We start from the raw sequence: 17,138 nt of genomic DNA on the forward strand, positions 1-17,138 counted from the left end.
CTATGCCTTCACGAAGCCAAAATGATCTGAACTCATTTCAATTACACATAAATCCAATTACAAGGGTTATGGAATCCTGCGAATAAGTGAGCATTCAAGAGATACTCATATCAAACTGAGGGAGTTGAACAATGGATAGCGATTGCAGTGAGTACAATTGGACCCTAAAATAAATAAAAGTACAATACAATTTATTCTGTTTTAGAGAGAGGGTAAATACTATGATTGAGAAAAATTACGGGCATTGGCACATAGACTATTACTGCGATAAGACAGATTTTTATACCACGGCTACTGGATATTTGAATGATGAAGGAAGCTGGGATATATTTTTCAATGAATTAGAAGATGATGAGATGTATAAATAATTCGGTAATATGGATTCTGAAATAGAAAAGGATTGGGGTGTCTTATTATTCATGGCAAATAATTTTGATGATGCACACGATAAGTTCAACAGATGGGTCGAGGTTGTACTGGTGCCATTTTTAGAAAAGAAATAATAAGTCTCTTGTTTCACTAAGAGTTGAAGATAAGGCTGCCTTATTTGTAGGGCAACTTTTTTCTTTTTTAGGCTGAAATTTACTAAGTATACATAATTTCTGAAATGTTGGTGGTACCCATCTGAATAAAAAATCTTACCGTACAAACAATATGTATGAATACTACCAACTCAGGAGGGTTTCACATGGTAAATATATTGGAAACTGTCATTGATGCTATGAAATCACTGACAGTTCAAGACGAAGACCAACCACTTCATGTTGGAGAAGTGATGTCATGCTGGATTTACTTAGCAGGACTTGAATTAGCTAAAGTATCTGTGCATGCAGGTATAAATACCACGAAAGATGAAGAATTAAAAGCAATACTTGAAGAAGATATGAAATTAGGTACCAGTCAAAGAGAACAACTACATGATTTCATGATTAAGGAAGGAATTCCGCTACCTCCTGCACCTGCAGATATGCCAAAATCAGATTCTAATAGTATCCCTCTTGGAGTTAAATTAACGGATGATGTGATAGCAAACGAATTATCATTAAAAATCGTAGGTTTAATTATGCGTGCAGCAGGTGCTGCCTCTGAATCGATTCGTACAGATGTTGGTTTATTGTTTATTCAGTTTCAAACAGAAAAATTTGCTTTCGCAAGTAGATTAAAACATTTAATGCGTAAACGCGGATGGATTAAAGTACCACCTTTTTACGTTCCACCTGGTTCCCAGTAACCATTAAGTTAGGGGTAACGTAACTAGTTACATTTGGGATATATTTGGGATATATTTGAAATTAAAAAATTAAAGAAAGTTATTTCGAACATAGTTGGGTATTTTCCAAGGAAAGAAGAATTATTAAGTTTTATGTATGATTAAACTTTGTTAAGCTAACGGCTGCAAGAGTTTAAAATAGGAGCTGTCATTGAGGCAGCTTTTTTTGTTATTGAACTAAAAGGTAGTTTAGTCAAAGGAAGAGATGAAATTCTTCTTCTATTTTATGTGGCATTTGACCAAAATTACGTAACAAAAGGAGTGTGCGACGTGAAGGAATTTTAAAAAAAAGATATTTTATTTTACACAAATTTTACACATTATGTTAATAGAACCTTGTAAAATCAATGATTAGTGAAGTAATTCGACCACGACCACCGGTATCAAATCATCATGATAAATTCGATAAAATTCAAAGTTTCCTACTGTAAGGAACGTTATTTTATTCGATTCTTACTAAAATATTTTTTTTGATAAAACATTTGTTACCCTGTCATGAAACAGGGAGAAATAAAAAAATAGCAAGGTGTACAAATATTGAGGAATTATCAACTATAAACCATTTTCAACATGTTTATGAAAAAAACATGTCCGTTTTCTTCATAAAACACTATATCTAGAGAACAGTCCAGGGGCAGAGATTCATCAAAAAACAGTCGATGTGAAAGAAATTGTTGAGTTTTGGGACAACAATGGATTTGGTTTTTCGAACGTGAATGCCAAACAACAGTTATTATCTTGGTTAGATGATTCTAGCTTTTTACAGCCAAAAGAGGTGATTTTAAAAGCGATGAATATTGCGTGTGCCAATAACAAGCGAAGGCTGAGCTATGTGGTTGGGATTCTGAAAAACTGGGAAAATGAATCTTTACTCACCGTAGAAGAAATTGATTCCTAACATGAGAACCAAAAGTCCGTACCAAAGCATAGGCAATCAACCGAATCGTTTCCTGCCGGAAGAGCTATTCCAGGTGGATTTGTACTTGACCTTACGGCAGGTGAAGATTGATGAGTATGGCTGAAAAAGCGTTTTTAGGAAGCTTGATGAAGGCGGAGTATTTACTTACAGATACCGTCATTCAACCTGAACAGTTAGAAAGTACATGGCATAAAGAATTAATGCGAAAGCTGGTGTTTGCCTCAACTGCTTACTTGCAATTTAAAATAATTTTATCTATTGGGGCTAATGGGTTAAAATAATTAAATAGCAAATATTACATTGACAAGACTTTGTGATGCTCTTACAATTGAAAATGATTATCAACATCAATTGGGGGAAGTTATATGTCTTATGCAATTAATAGTCGGAATATTTTATTAACATTTATTTTTATTGTTTTATTATCAACAGTATTACTTGGTTGTACAAATGCTAGTGATAAGGATACAACGTCAGAGAACGTAAAAGATAATATGCTTACGATCGCTTGGGCGAGGGATGTGGGCGAAATGAATCCCCATGTTTATAATCCTTCACAATTATTTGCTCAGTCAATGGTATATGAACCATTAGTAAGTTACGGAGTTGGGGGAGAGCTAAAACCGCATCTTGCTGAGTCATGGGAAATTTCTGAAGACGGAAAAGTATATACATTTCATCTGCGTCAAGATGTCAAATTTTCTGATGGAACAAGCTTTAATGCAGAAATTGTGAAAAAGAATTTTGATACAATTTTAAGCCACATGGAATTACATAGTTGGTTGGGTTTCCTTTCGAAAATTGAAAATATGGAAGTTATCGACGACAATACGTTTAAAATGACATTAACTGAAGCCTATTATCCAACGATTCAGGAGCTAGCTGTTGTTCGACCAGTTCGTTTCTTAGGTGAAGCTGGATTCCCTGAAAATGGTGATACCTCAAAAGGAATTGTGAAACCAGTTGGTACAGGCCCATGGATTTTGGAAGAGTATAAAGCGGATGAATATGCGATTTTCAAACGAAACGAAAACTATTGGGGTGAGCTTCCAAAAGTAGAAAAAATTCAAGTGAAAGTCATTCCTGATGCAGAAACGAGAGTACTAGCGTTTGAAAAAGGTGAGCTAGATTTAATTTACGGAGAAGGTGTTATCAGTTTAGACGCTTTCAAACAATTAGAATCAACTGATAAATATGAAACTAGCATTTCTGAGCCAGTCGCGACAAGACAGCTTGTTATGAATACAAACAGAGAACAGCTATCCGATGAACGTGTTCGCCAAGCGTTACATTATGGATTTAATAAAGAGGCAATGGTGAAAGGAATCACTTCTGGACTAGAAGAAGCAGCAGATTTTATTCTACCGACAAACTTGCCTTATACTTCCGAAATTGATGTTACGAAGATTGGATATGATGTTAAGAAAGCAAAAGCGTTATTAGACGAAGCAGGATGGACACTTCCTAAGGGGAAAACGGTTCGGGAAAAAAATGGACAGCCACTTGAAATTGAAATGATGTACGATTCAGCAGAATCTATTCAAAAAGCAATGGCGGAAACGCTACAATCAGAATGGGCTGCCATTGGTGTGAAATTAAATATTGTTGGGGTAGAGCTTGCTGTTCAAGTTCAAAGATTTAAAGATAATAAGTTTGATATTAATTTCTTTAGTAACTACGGTTCTCCATATGATCCGCATACATTTATAAACATTGTGGCAAAAGAAGGATTTGGATTTAATGAAGCCATTTCAGCCTATCCAAACAAAGAGGAATTACTCCAACAAATGGCCCGGGTTCCTCAGACAACTGACGAAAATGAACGTCAACAGCTGTACACTTCTATATTAACATCACTGCAGGACCAAGGAGCAATTCTTCCTATCTCTTATATTAAGAAAACAGCGATTTATCAAAAAAATGTCAAGAACTTCAATTTCTCTGCGAATCGTGACGAAAATCCATTCACAGGAATTATCATCGAGCAGTAAGCAGGTAGGAGGCTATTATGGGCAATTATATTATAAAACGAATAATGTCCATTATCCCGGTTTTTCTTTTGGCCGCACTTCTAACAACTGGAATGATTCACTTTTCACCGGTGGATCCGGCCGAGTCTTATTTAACAGCAGCACATATCGAACCGACCGATGAGATTTTGGCCCAGAAAAGACATGAGTTTGGTTTAGATCAACCATTCTTCATTCAATATGTAAACTCTATTATGAAGATATGCCAACTTGATTTTGGCATATCTTATGTTTCGAATAAGCCCGTTTGGGACGAGGTGATCTACCGAATTCCAGCAACCTTCCAGCTAGCGCTAGGGAGTTTATTCATCGCGGTGCTTGTCAGTGTCCCTCTTGGCTTTCTAGCAGGAGTAAAGAAAAACAGCGCAATTGATCATTTCAGTCGCATACTCTCCTTTTTCGGGGCATCCATTCCTTCTTTTTGGCTAGGTTATTTATTGATTTTTTTCTTTTCTGTAAAACTTGATCTTTTCCCAGTTGAGGGGTTTGGAACATGGCAACATCTTGTATTGCCTTCCATTACGCTTGCTCTTCCTTTAATAGCGATGTACACAAGATTGTTGCGTGCTAGCATTCTTGAAAATTTACAAGAGCCCTATGTGCTATTCGCAAGGACAAGGGGGATAAAAGAAAAAACCATTATGGCCAAGCATGTCTTAAGAATTGCCATTTCCCCTATGATTACTGGTCTGGGGATGAATCTTGGAAAACTGCTGACAGGAACGATTATCGTGGAGACCGTTTTTTCATGGCCTGGGTTTGGCCGTTATTTTATTGAAGCGATTTTTAACCGTGACATCCCTATCATTCAATGCTATGTACTAATAGCCGCTAGTTTATTTATAATTAGCAACCTAATAGTGGATTTGATTCAAATGTTTATTGACCCGCGCATATCCAGGAAAGAAGGGCAACAACGATGATAACCAGTATACGCAGGATATTTATAAGTCAAAAAGTGATTCCGATATGTACCATGATATTAGGGATTCTTTTTATCATCACGTTATTGGCTCCTTGGATTGCACCCAATGATCCGATTGCGGTCAATATAGCTTATAAACTACAGCCTCCATCCTGGGAATACCCATTAGGTACTGATCATTTAGGAAGATGTAACTTATCACGCCTTTTATATGGGGGACGAATATCTTTAGGCTTTGCCATGCTCATATTCATTTCATCTTTAACGATTGGTTTAATAATTGGAACCTTTTCTGGATATAAAGGCGGCTGGGTGGATCAGGTTTTGATGAGATTTTGTGATGGTGTAATGGCTTTTCCTAGCCTTATCCTTATCCTTGGTCTGGTTGGTATTTTCGGTCCTGGACTTCCTCAGGTCATTTTAGCACTGATGCTTGTGCAATGGGTATATTACGCGAGAATGTTCCGAGGAATGGTTCTAAGTCTGAAGGAACAAAACTTTATTGCAGCGGCGAAAATAAGCGGTTCATCGCAATGGAAGATCATTAAAAAGCATATTGTCCCAAATGTGCTCCCTCCACTTGTGGTCATGGGTACATTAGAAATGGGTTGGGCCATCATGGATATATCCGCCATGTCGTTTCTTGGTTTAGGAGTACAACCGCCTACACCTGAATGGGGAGCGATGATTCACGAAGGAAAGTCGTATATTCGGACGAATCCTGAATTAATGCTTTTTCCAGGTTTGATGATTATGCTCGTGATTGTGACCTTCAATTTATTGGGCGAAGCGTTATCCGAACGTTACGGTGTCAAACGTCGATCATAAAAAGGAATGAGAATGTTGGGTACAGAACAGTCGAATGTGTTACAAGTGAGAGATTTACATGTACAGGTAAAAACAAAAACTGGTGCTACCACGCTTGTTGAGGATATCAATTTTGAACTGAAGCGTGGGGAGGTACTGGGTCTTGTTGGGGAAAGTGGATGCGGTAAAACCGTTACGAGTATGTCCATTCTTCAGCTTCTCAATCGGAAAACTACAACGATTGAAGGCAGTATCGTATTAAAAGGAAGCGAATTGAACGGTTTAGGAGAGAAAGAAATGCGTATGATTCGTGGTAAGGATATAGCCTTTATTATGCAAAATCCGATGAATGCTTTTACGCCTGTTTTTACAATTGGCCACCAATTTATAGAAACCATTCGAACACATACACAATGGAATAAAAAACAAGCAACAGAGCTTGCCATTGAGGCGATGCATCATGTGAACTTACCAGATCCTGTTAAACTATTAAAATACTATCCTTTTCAATTGAGTGGTGGTATGCTTCAACGGGTGATGATTGCTATTGCCGCTTGCTTACATCCTGCGGTAATTATTGCCGATGAACCGACCACCGCACTTGATGTAAATAATCAAAAGAAAGTGCTGTACCACTTAGATAAAATTCGCTCTGAATATGGGTCAGCCATATTATTAATATCCCATGATCTCGGTGTCATTTCTGAAATGGCTGATGAAGTTGCCGTTATGCAAAATGGTCGAATAGTAGAAAAAGCTGGTGTATTCCAACTATTTGATGATCCACAGCATGAGTATACAAAAAAACTTTTAAATGCACGGTCAATAGTACATTTAGATGAACCTGTCATCCATTTGGCTTGACTTAGGCATTTATAAGGGGTGAAAAAATGAGTTTATTACAAGTAAATGAAGTAACCCATAGCTTTGGATCTCCAACGTTTTTCAACTGGAAAGATCGCTCTAAAAAAACACTTTCCGACATTTCTCTCTCTATTGAGGAAGGAACCTGTTTAGGTTTGCTTGGTACGAGCGGAGCTGGTAAAAGTACCTTAGGAAGAGTGATTCTTGGTCTGGAACGGCCGCAATGTGGACAGGTTCTGTTTCGAGGGCATGATATATATACCGCAGATAAGCATAGTCGTCAAAAAATCCGTCGTGATCTTCAAGCTGTATTTCAGGACTCATACTCATCGGTTAACCCTCGAATGACGGCCGAACGAATTATTGCAGAGCCGCTAGAAAACTATGAAAAGCTAACAGTTGCTGAGCAAAAACGAACCGTTATTGAATTATTAGAAAGGGTAGGGCTAAGTGAAGACGACTTAAAAAAATATCCTAATCAATTTAGCGGTGGCCAATTGCAAAGAATCAATATTGCAAGAGCCATCTCACTCAAGCCAAAGCTGATTGTCTTAGACGAATCTGTCAGTAGTCTAGATATGGTGAATCAAACCCTTATTTTAGAATTACTCAAGGAGTTAAAAGCAGACTTCGGGTTATCATATCTCTTTATTACGCATGATATTAAAGCTGCCTATACGATTAGTGATAGATTAGGTGTACTAGAAAAAGGAGAATTGGTCGAGCTTTACGATGCAAAAAAACAGTTTTTTTCTTCAGAACATCCTGTAGTAAATAAGATGAGAGATTCAATGCTGGCCGAGCACCCTCGTTTTCGTTCGGTTAGACCTGTTTAATTTAAACATTATAAACACTTTTCGAATGCCTCGATTTCATTTGCAAAATCGGGGCTATTGTTCTTATTTGTATTGATAGAAGGAGGAAATTCCTAATGAATCATCGTGCGTACCTCACTTTGGCGATTCCCTTAACGATCTCGACCATGACAACGCCCTTGTTAGGTGCTGTAGACACAGCCGTTGTGGGACAGCTTCCTGATGCGGCATATATTGGAGGAGTTGCAGTCGGGACTCTTATTTTTAATACCTTGTATTGGGTATTCGGTTTTTTACGGGTTAGTACATCTGCTTTTGCCGCACAAGCGAATGGGGCAAGCGATCAAGCCCAAGGAATACTTGCTTTATCGCGTCCATTTTTATTAGCTGTTGTGGTTGGGGTGTGTTTTATTCTCTTACAATGGCCGATTGAATATGTAGCTTTGATATTGTTTTCAAACGATTCTGATGTCAGTAAGTTTGCAGCTGAATATTTTCGAATTAGAATTTGGGGAGCACCCTTTACACTACTGAACTATGTTATCCTTGGCTGGTTAATGGGGATGGCAAAGATTAAAGAATCTTTATGTTTACAGGTGTTAATGAATGTTTTGAATATGATATTGGCCATTCTTTTTGTCCATGTCTTTTCTTTTGCTGTAAAAGGGGTTGCTGCTGCCGCTTTGATTGCTGAAGTGACAGCCTTTATATTAGGGATGTTCATTGTGATGAAGGCATCACCGTTTGAATGGAGGTTACCATCCTTTCAAGAACTTATAGATACACAGTCTATGAAAAAGATGTTTAACGTTAATAAGGATTTGTTTATTCGAACGATTTGTTTATTAGTCGTTTTTAATATGTTTACAGCAAAAGGTGCTTCGTTTGGTACAAACTTTTTAGCGGCCAATGCTGTTCTATTTCAAATTCATTACATTATGGCTTATTTCTTTGAGGGGTTTGCTAACGCTACGAGTATTCTTGTCGGCAAAGCGGTAGGAGCAAACGACAAGGATTTATATAAAAAAACACTTACTTTATCAAAACAATGGTCGGTGATTACGGCTTTTGTGATAGCTTGTATATATGGATTATTTCAAAAACAAATTATTGCGCTTTTTACCAATCTACCAAGTGTAATCGAACTTTCAACTACATATGGAACATGGCTTATTCTATACCCGTTTGCCGCGTGTTTTGGCCTTGTCATTTATGGTGCCTTCACAGGTGCAACTGAAATTGCTCCCGTTCGAAACTCTATGATTTACGCAATGATCGCCTATATCCTTATACAAATTACGGCAACACCTATCTGGCATAATCATGGCCTATGGCTGGCTTTCATTCTATACACTTTTGGGCGTTCTGGATTCTTGATCATGTATACTCCTAGATTAAATAAAAGATTATTATCTATAAACAAAGGAATCTGAAAATTACAGCTACTTTTGAATTGAATCATTTGTCATGTAACAAGGAGGAATAAAAAATAGCCAGGCATACAAATGAAATATCTATAGAGGAAGGATCAAGGGGCTCAAACGAATGCTCTATGAATTAACAATGGATAAAGACTTTGTCGCCTTAAAATTCCTGATTGATCGTCCGAATGTCTTCCATGTCGTTGGGGCTACCCATTTAGAAACATGGCATTCAAGATTCTTATGAAACCAAAATTAATCCCCTTAGTGGTATGAAAACCATTGCTAAACTACTAAAAAATTTAGGTGTAGCGGTAGAAACTCCGCTGCTAGAGAACGTTGGAGACAATTCTCCATTAGACTTGTTGGGTGATAAAACTGATATCTAGTGGAACTTCACGAAAAAGCAGGTAATGGCTAGTAATAGCTCAGGTACCTGCTTTTTTTTATGGAAAAAAGATGGAACCTACGAGACGATAACCTATGGAAAACGGACCTTGGAATGCTCCTGTGAATTCGTACATAAGTATATATGGAGAATAATAAGACAGGTGGGTTGTAAATGGACACCAATGACTTCAATAAAGAGCTCCATCATTATTACACAAAAATACGTGAGACGAATCATCCCTATTATTGGTACTGTTTGGCTAAAACGCAGGCAAGAGCTGGATTAACAAATGAAGCACTGCAAACAATTGATCTGGCTTTGTCCTTTCCCAATCCTTATCCTTCAAAGCACAAACTTTTTGAAATACGGGCCGGACTGCAATCAGCTGATTCAAGACAGATAGATACTAATAGTCCAGCCATCGTAACAGTAAAGAGGGGTGATATTGACGGAGACGGGATAAAGGATAATGTTTATCTTACGGCATATAAAACTCCTGATAGTCCATTTTGGAAAGATATCACATTGGTTGTCCAAAATGGGAGAACACATCACTATGATCACATCCATTTTAAAAATAACTCAGGATACAACCCCACACTTTTTCTAGGTGATTTGACAGGCAAAAAGGGGGAAGGTATTTTAGTGGTTATTGACACCGGAGGAAGCGCCGGCACGGTCTATGCGTATATTTTTTCTTATATGAACGGTCAAATTAGACAAATATTTGATTCAGATGCATTCAATGATTCCTATAAGTACGATGTGACATATGAAAATCAATACAAAGCAAAGGTAATCAGTTATCGTCTTAGAGAAAAGTATATTCTTGACCTTATTTATAAGGGGAAGGAATATTTATCGGAAATCTATAACCCCCAAGGAATATTAAGGGCTCCTATTAATGGGTGGGTGAATCCTTTGTCTGGTTTATACCCGATTGATTTTAACAGGGATAATAGATATGAACTCGAAGCGTATCAAAGGATAGCTGGCAGGTATAATGCGGACAGTCTGGGATATGTACAAACTGTATTGAAATGGAATGGTCAGGAGTTTGGTCCTGACAGACAGACAGTGGCCACCTTTGGTGGGGAGATGTAACAATTGGACCTTTTAATAAAAGAAATGAACAAAAACTTTTTCACCTAACATAAGAGGCCTAATGGAATAATTGTTAATCAAAAATTAGCTAGGGTGTCCTTAAAAATAGGGACACCCTTTTGTAATCAGAAAGGAATAAAAATTTTTAATTTTTAAACCATCGTTTTATCGAGCCTTTCAAATCCGATAGCTATGCCGATCCCCTAAAATAATATAAGGGAATTAAAAAAGCACTTGAAATATTCTATTTGTTAGACTAGTATAATTATTATCTCTTAAAATTACATATGAATTTGTTAACTATTAGTTAAGATGCCTTAGGGCTTAATAGGGAATCTGGTGAAAGGCCAGAACTGTCCCCGCAACTGTAAGTGTGGACGAAATAGACAAACCACTGGACCGTTTATTTATTGACGATTCGGGAAGGGTCTAAAGTAGGAAGAAACACAAGTCAGGAGACCTGTCTTAGCTTTTTAAGTTTCGATTTCTTCGGGGGTTGAGAAGATGGAACGTTTGGACAAAAAGGATTATTTATTAACTTTCTTTGTGCTGACGTTTTATCCGTTCAACTAATGTTGAACGGATTTTTTTCGTTTTGATGATTCTAAATCATTTTTAATTCTCATAGTTTAGCTTTAGAAGGAACAAGCCATTTTAACAATTGAATAGATTAGGATAGGTGCACGAATATGTGCTTAATTGGGAAGTACGGTTTAAATCCGTCACGGTACCCGCCACTGTATGGGGAGTTCATTGCAGATGTCACTGAAGGAATTCGGGAAGACGCAATGGAATGATGAACCTAAGTCAGGAGACCTGCCTTTACCTAATAACTTCCATCAACCTACGGGAACATAGGTAGAAGTGCTGATCATACACCGCTATTTTTTTGTGTGTATATATTCTGCACCCCTATGTCCATAGGGGTGCTTTTTTTACGTAAAAAACGAAAAGGAGAGTGTGACATGACTACTTGGAATTTACAAGGGACGAAACACCATGTTTTCATTTGCAACGGCAGCAGCTGTATGAGAAAGGGTGGGGAGGAAGCGACACAAGCGATTCGGAATGAAATCACCAATTTAAACTTAGATTCACTCGTACATACAACAAGAACGAGATGCAATGGGAGATGTAAGGACGCTCCCGTTGCTATCGTTTATCCAGACGGGACCTGGTATAAAAACGTGACGCCAGAAGTGGGAGCTACGATTGTAAGGCGTCATCTGGCGGAAGGTCATTGCCTTCAGGAGCATGCGATCTATGAATATTCCGAAGAAGGATTCATACAGCCAGAAGGGTCGGAATGCATCGAAGGAGTACAAAAAGCTGTTAAAGAAAAGATTTAACAGCGGATAGTATCTGGATTCTAGTTTGAAATTTTGGAAGGTGGCGTAATAGTGTGAAAGGCAAATTATTAGTTATTGGTTTTGGCCCCGGTGATGAAAAACATATCACCGGACGGGCAAAAGAAGCCATCGAAGAAAGTGATATCATCATCGGCTACAAAACCTACGTTGATTTAATCAAGGGATTAATAGCTGGAAAGCAAATCATCAGCACAGGAATGACAGAAGAAGTGAGCCGGGCCCAGGAGGCAGTGAAACAGGCCGAACTCGGTTACACGGTAGCCGTCATTTCAAGCGGTGATGCCGGTGTATATGGAATGGCAGGACTGGTTTACGAAGTGCTAATCGAAAAAGGCTGGAAAAAAGACTCAGGGGTAGAAGTGGAGGTGGTACCTGGCATTTCTGCCATCAACTCCTGTGCTTCTTTATTAGGCGCGCCGGTCATGCATGATGCCTGTACGATCAGCTTAAGTGACCATTTGACACCTTGGAGCATAATCGAGAAACGAATCGAAGCGGCCGCTCAAGCTGATTTTGTGATTGCTTTATATAATCCAAAAAGCGGGAGAAGAACACGGCAGATCATGGAAGCTCAAAAAATTCTACTAAAATATCGCTCGCCAGAAACCCCTGTAGGATTGGTAAAGAGTGCTTACCGTGATAGTCAAAAGATCGTCTTAACCAATTTACAAGAGATGCTCGAACATGAAATTGGCATGTTAACCACCGTTTTAATTGGCAACTCTTCCACATTTTTCTACGACGGCTTGATCATCACTCCGCGCGGTTATCAGCGGAAGTATACATTAAATCAGGCAATTCAGCCGTTGAAACCGCATCAGCGACTGCAAAAGGAAGCCGAACCATGGGCACTGGAGCAAATGGAAGATGTAACACCGGTAAACAAGGAACTAGTCACCCCAACCTCAGTGAAAGAGTCGCCAAGAGAGCTGGCCGAGGAAGCCTTGCAAATGATCCTTGGTGAGAACGATGGACCATCCCAAGGTTTATTGGTGAAGCAAGATTTTCAATCTATTTTTGAGGTAGCGGTCAGCCCTGGAGTCGCCAATAAAAAATTTACCGCGACTCAAATGGTCATTCTTTCCGAAATTGTCGGAGAAGAAGGTGTCATGGAATACACACAAGACCATTTTATGAAGCTGCAAATTTTAACCTCAAAGCCTGATGAGATTGTTGAAAAACTAGCGGCGGCCAACTTTTTGATTGCTCCTGTTGGTGACGTATTAACCGTAAAAGCCTGTGATTTTTGTGACGGAGAAAAGAAGGATTCCATCCCTTATGCCGATGAGCTGCAGGAAAGACTTGGCGGCATTGAACTCCCCAAAGAATTGAAACTAGGTGTGAATGGCTGCGGCATGGCCTGTTATGGAGCCGTAAAAGAGGATATTGGCATTGTCTACCGTAAGGGAGCGTTTGATTTATTTTTAGGGGCAAAGGTAGCCGGAAGAACGGCACATCCCGGCCAAATCGTAGCGGAAGGAATCGCACCGGACCAAATTGTCGGGGTCATAGAGGGGATTGTTCAAGAGTACAAACAAAAGGCCTATCCAAATGAACGTTTCTATAAATTTTTTAAACGGGTCAAAGAGGTTCAAGGTTTTGTGTACCAGGATATCACACCTAACCTTAAAATCGAAGCGGCTGTTTGCGGGGAGTAATGGGAAGAAGTCTAGGTCAATTGGCAGGTAGGCATTTACAAACAAAGGGGAGGAAATATTTTGAAAGCAATTTTATTTGTGGGGCATGGGAGCAGAGATCAAGAGGGAAATCAGCAGGTTCGCGAGTTCATCGGTGAGATGAGAAAGACTTGGGACGATTCTTTCCTGGTTGAGACGTGCTTTTTAGAATTTGAACGACCAACCGTTAATCAAGGAATCGATCTGTGTGTGGAGAAAGGAGCCGACCATATTGTCGTGATTCCAATCATGCTCTTACAAGCAGGACACTCCAAAATTCATATTCCAGCAGCTATTGATGAGGCAAAGAATAAATATCCACTTGTTCAATTTACTTATGGCCGGCCAATAGGTGTTCATGAGGAAACATTTGAAATTCTAAAAACGAGATTAATGGAAATTGGCGAGAATTTAGAATCCATCGAAGACGATACGGCTGTCCTTTTGTTAGGACGGGGCGGAAGCGATCCCGATGCGAATAGTGATTTATATAAAATTGCTAGATTACTATGGGAAAAAACAAACTATAAAATCGTCGAACCTGCTTTTATGGGGGTGACCAATCCCCTTGTGAACGAAGGGATTGAGCGCTGTATTAAGCTTGGAGCAAAAAAAGTGGTAATCCTGCCTTACTTTCTATTCACCGGCATCCTGATTAAACGGTTAGAAGATATGATGGTTCCTATTCAAAATCAATATTCCGCGGTTGAATTTCTGTTGGCTGACTATTTTGGTTATCATCCAAAATTACAGACGATTTTAATCGATCGGGTGGAAGAAGCCCTCCGTGATGAGGTGAAGATGAACTGCGATACCTGCCAATACCGTCTCAATGTAATGGAACATATCGATCATCACCACCACCATGATCATGATCACGATCATCATCACGGCCATGACCATCATGACCATGACCATGACCACGACCATCACCATGATCACGAACATGCAGAGCAAAAAGGCAGGAGATAGAGGATGATTTTCGTATTAGCCGGTACAAGTGATGCACGAGCCCTTGCTTTAGAAATAAAAAAGGAGGGCTTCGATCTCCTGGCCTCCGTTGTCACAGAAAATGCAGCGGTTGAATTAAGGGAGTCAGGGATACCTGTTCAAGTAGGAAGATTAACGGATGAAGACATGGTGGGGTTGATTGACACAAAAGGGATTCTAACGGTTGTCGATGCCAGTCATCCGTTTGCGGAAGAAGCTTCGAAAAACGCTATCAAGGCGGCCCAAACGGCGGGAATCCCCTATATCCGGTATGAACGGGAGTCACAAACTTTCCAATATGACAACATGACAGTCGTCGAAAGCTACGAGGAAGCAGCGGAGCTTGCATTAACCAAAAAAGGCGTGGTGATGCTGACGACTGGCAGCAAGACGCTTCAAATTTTCACAGAAAAACTATTAGGAAACCCGGACATCCGCTTGATCGCCAGGATGCTGCCTCGTGTGGATAATATGGAAAAATGTGAGCAGCTAGGGCTGCTGCAGAAAAATATTGTTGCGATCCAGGGACCATTTTCAAAAGAGTTCGACAAAGCCCTATATAAGCAATATGGCGTGACCTTAATGGTGACGAAAGAGAGCGGGAAAGTCGGATCGGTCGATGAAAAGGTGGAAGCGGCCAAGGAACTGGGGATTGAGGTCATCCTTATTGGCCGCCCGAAACTGAATTATGTCACCGTCTATGCTAATTTTATTGATGTCATCGCAGAATTAGATAAAAGGATTGGTTCCACACCAACCGTCACAACAGAACAATCATTTTAAATACAGGAGTGAGAGAAATGGATTTTCGTACCGAATTTAAACCGTTAACCGTCCAACCGGAACAGATCGAAGGAAGAAGTTTTGAAATGATTAATGAAGAAATTGGGGAGCACCCGTTTACCGAGGAGCAATATCCGATTGTCCAGCGCATCATCCATGCATCCGCTGATTTTGAACTCGGGAAAAGCGTCCTCTTTCATCCTGACGCTATTCAGTCCGGCATTCGCGCGATTCGGAGCGGGAAAATGGTAGTTGCCGATGTTCAAATGATTCAAAGCGGGGCTAATAAAGCGCGAATTCAAAAATTCGGCGGAGAAATCAAGGTCTATATTTCTGACCCGGATGTGGTACAAGAAGCCAAACGGTTAAATACCACACGGGCAATTATTTCGATGCGAAAAGCGATCAAAGAAGCGGACGGCGGCATTTTTGCCATCGGGAACGCCCCAACCGCCTTACTCGAACTCATCCGCCTGATTAAAGAAGGAGAAGCGAAACCAGGTCTTGTCATTGGTCTGCCAGTTGGGTTTGTTTCCGCCGCTGAGTCAAAAGAAGAATTAGCCAAGCTCGATATCCCATTCATCACCAATATTGGCAGGAAAGGCGGCAGTACCGTGACTGTTGCTGCATTAAACGCCATTTCCATTATGGCTGAACGGGGATAACCTATGCAGGAAGTACCAAAAGGAAAGCTGCGGGAAGGATATACGACAGGGGCCTGTGCAACGGCGACAACAAAAGCGGCGCTAACGGCATTAATAACCGGTGAGCCGCAAACAGAATCGACCATTTACTTGCCCGTCAAGCGGTTTGCAACCTTTCAGATAGAAAGCTCTGAGGTGACGGAACAAACGGCTACCGCCAGTACGATTAAAGACGCGGGGGATGACCCGGATGCCACCCACAGGGCCTTAATCGTTTCCACCGTGTCATGGCTCGATGAACCAGGTATCGTCCTTGACGGGGGAATTGGAGTTGGCCGGGTCACAAAGGACGGATTGCCCGTTCCTGTTGGCGAGGCCGCGATTAACCCCGTTCCCCGCAGGATGATCCGTGAGACGGCCGAAGGTGTCTTAAAAGAATTTGGGATTACAAGAGGCATAAAGATCGTCATTTCCGTACCAGCCGGTGAAGAAATTGCCAAAAAAACACTCAATGGTCGCTTAGGAATCATTGGCGGGATTTCTATCCTCGGAACCCGCGGGATTGTCGTTCCTTTTTCCACAGCCGCTTATAAGGCCAGCATCATCCAGGCTATTAGCGTTGCCCGGGCCAGTGGCTGCGAGCACGTTGTCATTACAACAGGCGGGCGAAGCGAGAAAAATGCCATGAAGCAATTCCCCGAGCTGTCTGAGGAAGCTTTTATCGAAATGGGTGACTTTGTCGGGTTTACCCTTAAACAATGCAAGAAGCAAGGGGTAAAAAGAGTGTCGATGGTCGGCATGATGGGGAAATTCTCAAAGGTGGCAATGGGGATCATGATGGTCCACTCGAAAAGCGCCCCGGTAGATTTTAATTTTTTAGCGGAGGTGGCAAGCCGTACCGGTGCGGATGCCGCTCTGGTCGAAGATATTCGAACGGCCAATACGGCATCACAGGTTGGCGATATGATGACAGCACAGGGCCATCTTTCCTTTTTCGAAATGCTAAGCGACCATTGCTGCCTTGCTGCGTTAAAGGAAGTCGATGGCGGGATCGATATAGATACGACCCTTTATACCATGAAGGGGGAATTGTTAGGAAAGGCGGTGTGTAAGAGTGGCATCAATTAAA

General features: G+C 40.4%; 18 protein-coding genes and 2 riboswitches. All 18 genes read left to right on the forward strand.

Annotated elements, in window-relative coordinates:
- The first annotated feature begins 221 nt into the window (after window positions 1-221).
- The 18 genes from J7E67_RS03300 to J7E67_RS03380 all read left to right on the forward strand — a co-directional run bounded on the left by J7E67_RS03300 (window position 222) and on the right by J7E67_RS03380 (window position 17,137).
- Window positions 222-368, forward strand: coding sequence for a hypothetical protein (locus J7E67_RS03300; protein WP_214711784.1), 147 nt, complete (start codon window positions 222-224; stop codon window positions 366-368).
- A gap of 320 nt (window positions 369-688) precedes the next feature.
- On the forward strand, window positions 689-1,231 hold the full coding sequence (locus J7E67_RS03305) for a DUF3231 family protein (protein WP_214711783.1): 543 nt from the start codon (window positions 689-691) through the stop codon (window positions 1,229-1,231).
- A 700-nt stretch (window positions 1,232-1,931) separates the two neighbouring features.
- Window positions 1,932-2,168: a DnaD domain protein gene (locus J7E67_RS03310; protein WP_308160326.1), complete on the forward strand. Its 237-nt coding sequence runs from the start codon at window positions 1,932-1,934 to the stop codon at window positions 2,166-2,168.
- Between the two features lie 110 nt (window positions 2,169-2,278).
- A complete protein-coding gene (locus J7E67_RS03315; RefSeq protein WP_214711782.1) occupies window positions 2,279-2,470 on the forward strand; it encodes a hypothetical protein in 192 nt (63 codons plus the stop codon).
- An 84-nt stretch (window positions 2,471-2,554) separates the two neighbouring features.
- Window positions 2,555-4,180: a nickel ABC transporter substrate-binding protein gene (gene nikA / locus J7E67_RS03320; protein WP_214731007.1), complete on the forward strand. Its 1,626-nt coding sequence runs from the start codon at window positions 2,555-2,557 to the stop codon at window positions 4,178-4,180.
- Between the two features lie 17 nt (window positions 4,181-4,197).
- Entirely contained in the window at window positions 4,198-5,142 is a 945-nt protein-coding gene (gene nikB, locus J7E67_RS03325; RefSeq protein WP_214711780.1) for a nickel ABC transporter permease subunit NikB, read from the forward strand.
- A complete protein-coding gene (gene nikC / locus J7E67_RS03330; RefSeq protein WP_214711779.1) occupies window positions 5,139-5,972 on the forward strand; it encodes a nickel ABC transporter permease subunit NikC in 834 nt (277 codons plus the stop codon). Before nikB ends, nikC begins: the two co-directional genes overlap by 4 nt.
- Before the next feature lie 15 nt (window positions 5,973-5,987).
- Window positions 5,988-6,815, forward strand: a complete 828-nt coding sequence (gene nikD / locus J7E67_RS03335; RefSeq protein WP_214711807.1) for a nickel import ATP-binding protein NikD — start codon at window positions 5,988-5,990, stop codon at window positions 6,813-6,815.
- Window positions 6,816-6,841: 26 nt separating this feature from the next.
- The gene (nikE, locus tag J7E67_RS03340) at window positions 6,842-7,651 is read left to right on the forward strand and encodes a nickel import ATP-binding protein NikE (RefSeq protein ID WP_214711778.1); all 810 of its coding nucleotides are present in this window, start codon (window positions 6,842-6,844) and stop codon (window positions 7,649-7,651) included.
- 95 nt (window positions 7,652-7,746) lie between these two features.
- A complete protein-coding gene (locus J7E67_RS03345) occupies window positions 7,747-9,063 on the forward strand; it encodes an MATE family efflux transporter (protein ID WP_214711777.1) in 1,317 nt (438 codons plus the stop codon).
- Between the two features lie 112 nt (window positions 9,064-9,175).
- Entirely contained in the window at window positions 9,176-9,298 is a 123-nt protein-coding gene (locus tag J7E67_RS31740; RefSeq protein WP_285290446.1) for a hypothetical protein, read from the forward strand.
- A 315-nt stretch (window positions 9,299-9,613) separates the two neighbouring features.
- Complete coding sequence (locus J7E67_RS03350; RefSeq protein ID WP_214731008.1) at window positions 9,614-10,546, forward strand: VCBS repeat-containing protein; 933 nt, start codon at window positions 9,614-9,616, stop codon at window positions 10,544-10,546.
- 293 nt (window positions 10,547-10,839) lie between these two features.
- Window positions 10,840-11,028, forward strand: a riboswitch (cobalamin riboswitch).
- A 178-nt stretch (window positions 11,029-11,206) separates the two neighbouring features.
- Window positions 11,207-11,384, forward strand: a riboswitch (cobalamin riboswitch).
- Window positions 11,385-11,511: 127 nt separating this feature from the next.
- Window positions 11,512-11,895, forward strand: a complete 384-nt coding sequence (locus J7E67_RS03355; RefSeq protein ID WP_214711775.1) for a (2Fe-2S) ferredoxin domain-containing protein — start codon at window positions 11,512-11,514, stop codon at window positions 11,893-11,895.
- 53 nt (window positions 11,896-11,948) lie between these two features.
- Window positions 11,949-13,574, forward strand: a complete 1,626-nt coding sequence (cobJ, locus tag J7E67_RS03360; protein ID WP_214731009.1) for a precorrin-3B C(17)-methyltransferase — start codon at window positions 11,949-11,951, stop codon at window positions 13,572-13,574.
- Between the two features lie 60 nt (window positions 13,575-13,634).
- Window positions 13,635-14,564, forward strand: coding sequence for a sirohydrochlorin chelatase (locus J7E67_RS03365; RefSeq protein WP_214711773.1), 930 nt, complete (start codon window positions 13,635-13,637; stop codon window positions 14,562-14,564).
- A 3-nt stretch (window positions 14,565-14,567) separates the two neighbouring features.
- Window positions 14,568-15,365: a precorrin-6A reductase gene (cobK, locus tag J7E67_RS03370; protein WP_214711772.1), complete on the forward strand. Its 798-nt coding sequence runs from the start codon at window positions 14,568-14,570 to the stop codon at window positions 15,363-15,365.
- Between the two features lie 17 nt (window positions 15,366-15,382).
- Complete coding sequence (locus J7E67_RS03375; protein ID WP_088087492.1) at window positions 15,383-16,030, forward strand: precorrin-8X methylmutase; 648 nt, start codon at window positions 15,383-15,385, stop codon at window positions 16,028-16,030.
- Between the two features lie 3 nt (window positions 16,031-16,033).
- On the forward strand, window positions 16,034-17,137 hold the full coding sequence (locus tag J7E67_RS03380; protein WP_214731011.1) for a cobalt-precorrin-5B (C(1))-methyltransferase: 1,104 nt from the start codon (window positions 16,034-16,036) through the stop codon (window positions 17,135-17,137).
- The last annotated feature ends 1 nt before the right edge of the window (window position 17,138 follow it).

This window comes from Bacillus sp. ISL-46, from assembly GCF_018613205.1.

Bases quoted from the DNA above. Each gene is read 5' to 3' on its own strand.
- cobK (WP_214711772.1), top strand. From the start codon at position 14,568: ATGATTTTCGTATTAGCCGGTACAAGTGATGCACGAGCCCTTGCTTTA.
- J7E67_RS03315 (WP_214711782.1), top strand. From the start codon at position 2,279: ATGAGTATGGCTGAAAAAGCGTTTTTAGGAAGCTTGATGAAGGCGGAG.
- J7E67_RS03300 (WP_214711784.1), top strand. From the start codon at position 222: ATGATTGAGAAAAATTACGGGCATTGGCACATAGACTATTACTGCGAT.
- nikB (WP_214711780.1), top strand. From the start codon at position 4,198: ATGGGCAATTATATTATAAAACGAATAATGTCCATTATCCCGGTTTTT.
- J7E67_RS03305 (WP_214711783.1), top strand. From the start codon at position 689: ATGGTAAATATATTGGAAACTGTCATTGATGCTATGAAATCACTGACA.
- J7E67_RS03375 (WP_088087492.1), top strand. From the start codon at position 15,383: ATGGATTTTCGTACCGAATTTAAACCGTTAACCGTCCAACCGGAACAG.
- nikE (WP_214711778.1), top strand. From the start codon at position 6,842: ATGAGTTTATTACAAGTAAATGAAGTAACCCATAGCTTTGGATCTCCA.
- nikC (WP_214711779.1), top strand. From the start codon at position 5,139: ATGATAACCAGTATACGCAGGATATTTATAAGTCAAAAAGTGATTCCG.
- J7E67_RS03345 (WP_214711777.1), top strand. From the start codon at position 7,747: ATGAATCATCGTGCGTACCTCACTTTGGCGATTCCCTTAACGATCTCG.
- J7E67_RS03380 (WP_214731011.1), top strand. From the start codon at position 16,034: ATGCAGGAAGTACCAAAAGGAAAGCTGCGGGAAGGATATACGACAGGG.
- J7E67_RS03350 (WP_214731008.1), top strand. From the start codon at position 9,614: ATGGACACCAATGACTTCAATAAAGAGCTCCATCATTATTACACAAAA.
- J7E67_RS03355 (WP_214711775.1), top strand. From the start codon at position 11,512: ATGACTACTTGGAATTTACAAGGGACGAAACACCATGTTTTCATTTGC.
- nikA (WP_214731007.1), top strand. From the start codon at position 2,555: ATGTCTTATGCAATTAATAGTCGGAATATTTTATTAACATTTATTTTT.
- J7E67_RS31740 (WP_285290446.1), top strand. From the start codon at position 9,176: ATGCTCTATGAATTAACAATGGATAAAGACTTTGTCGCCTTAAAATTC.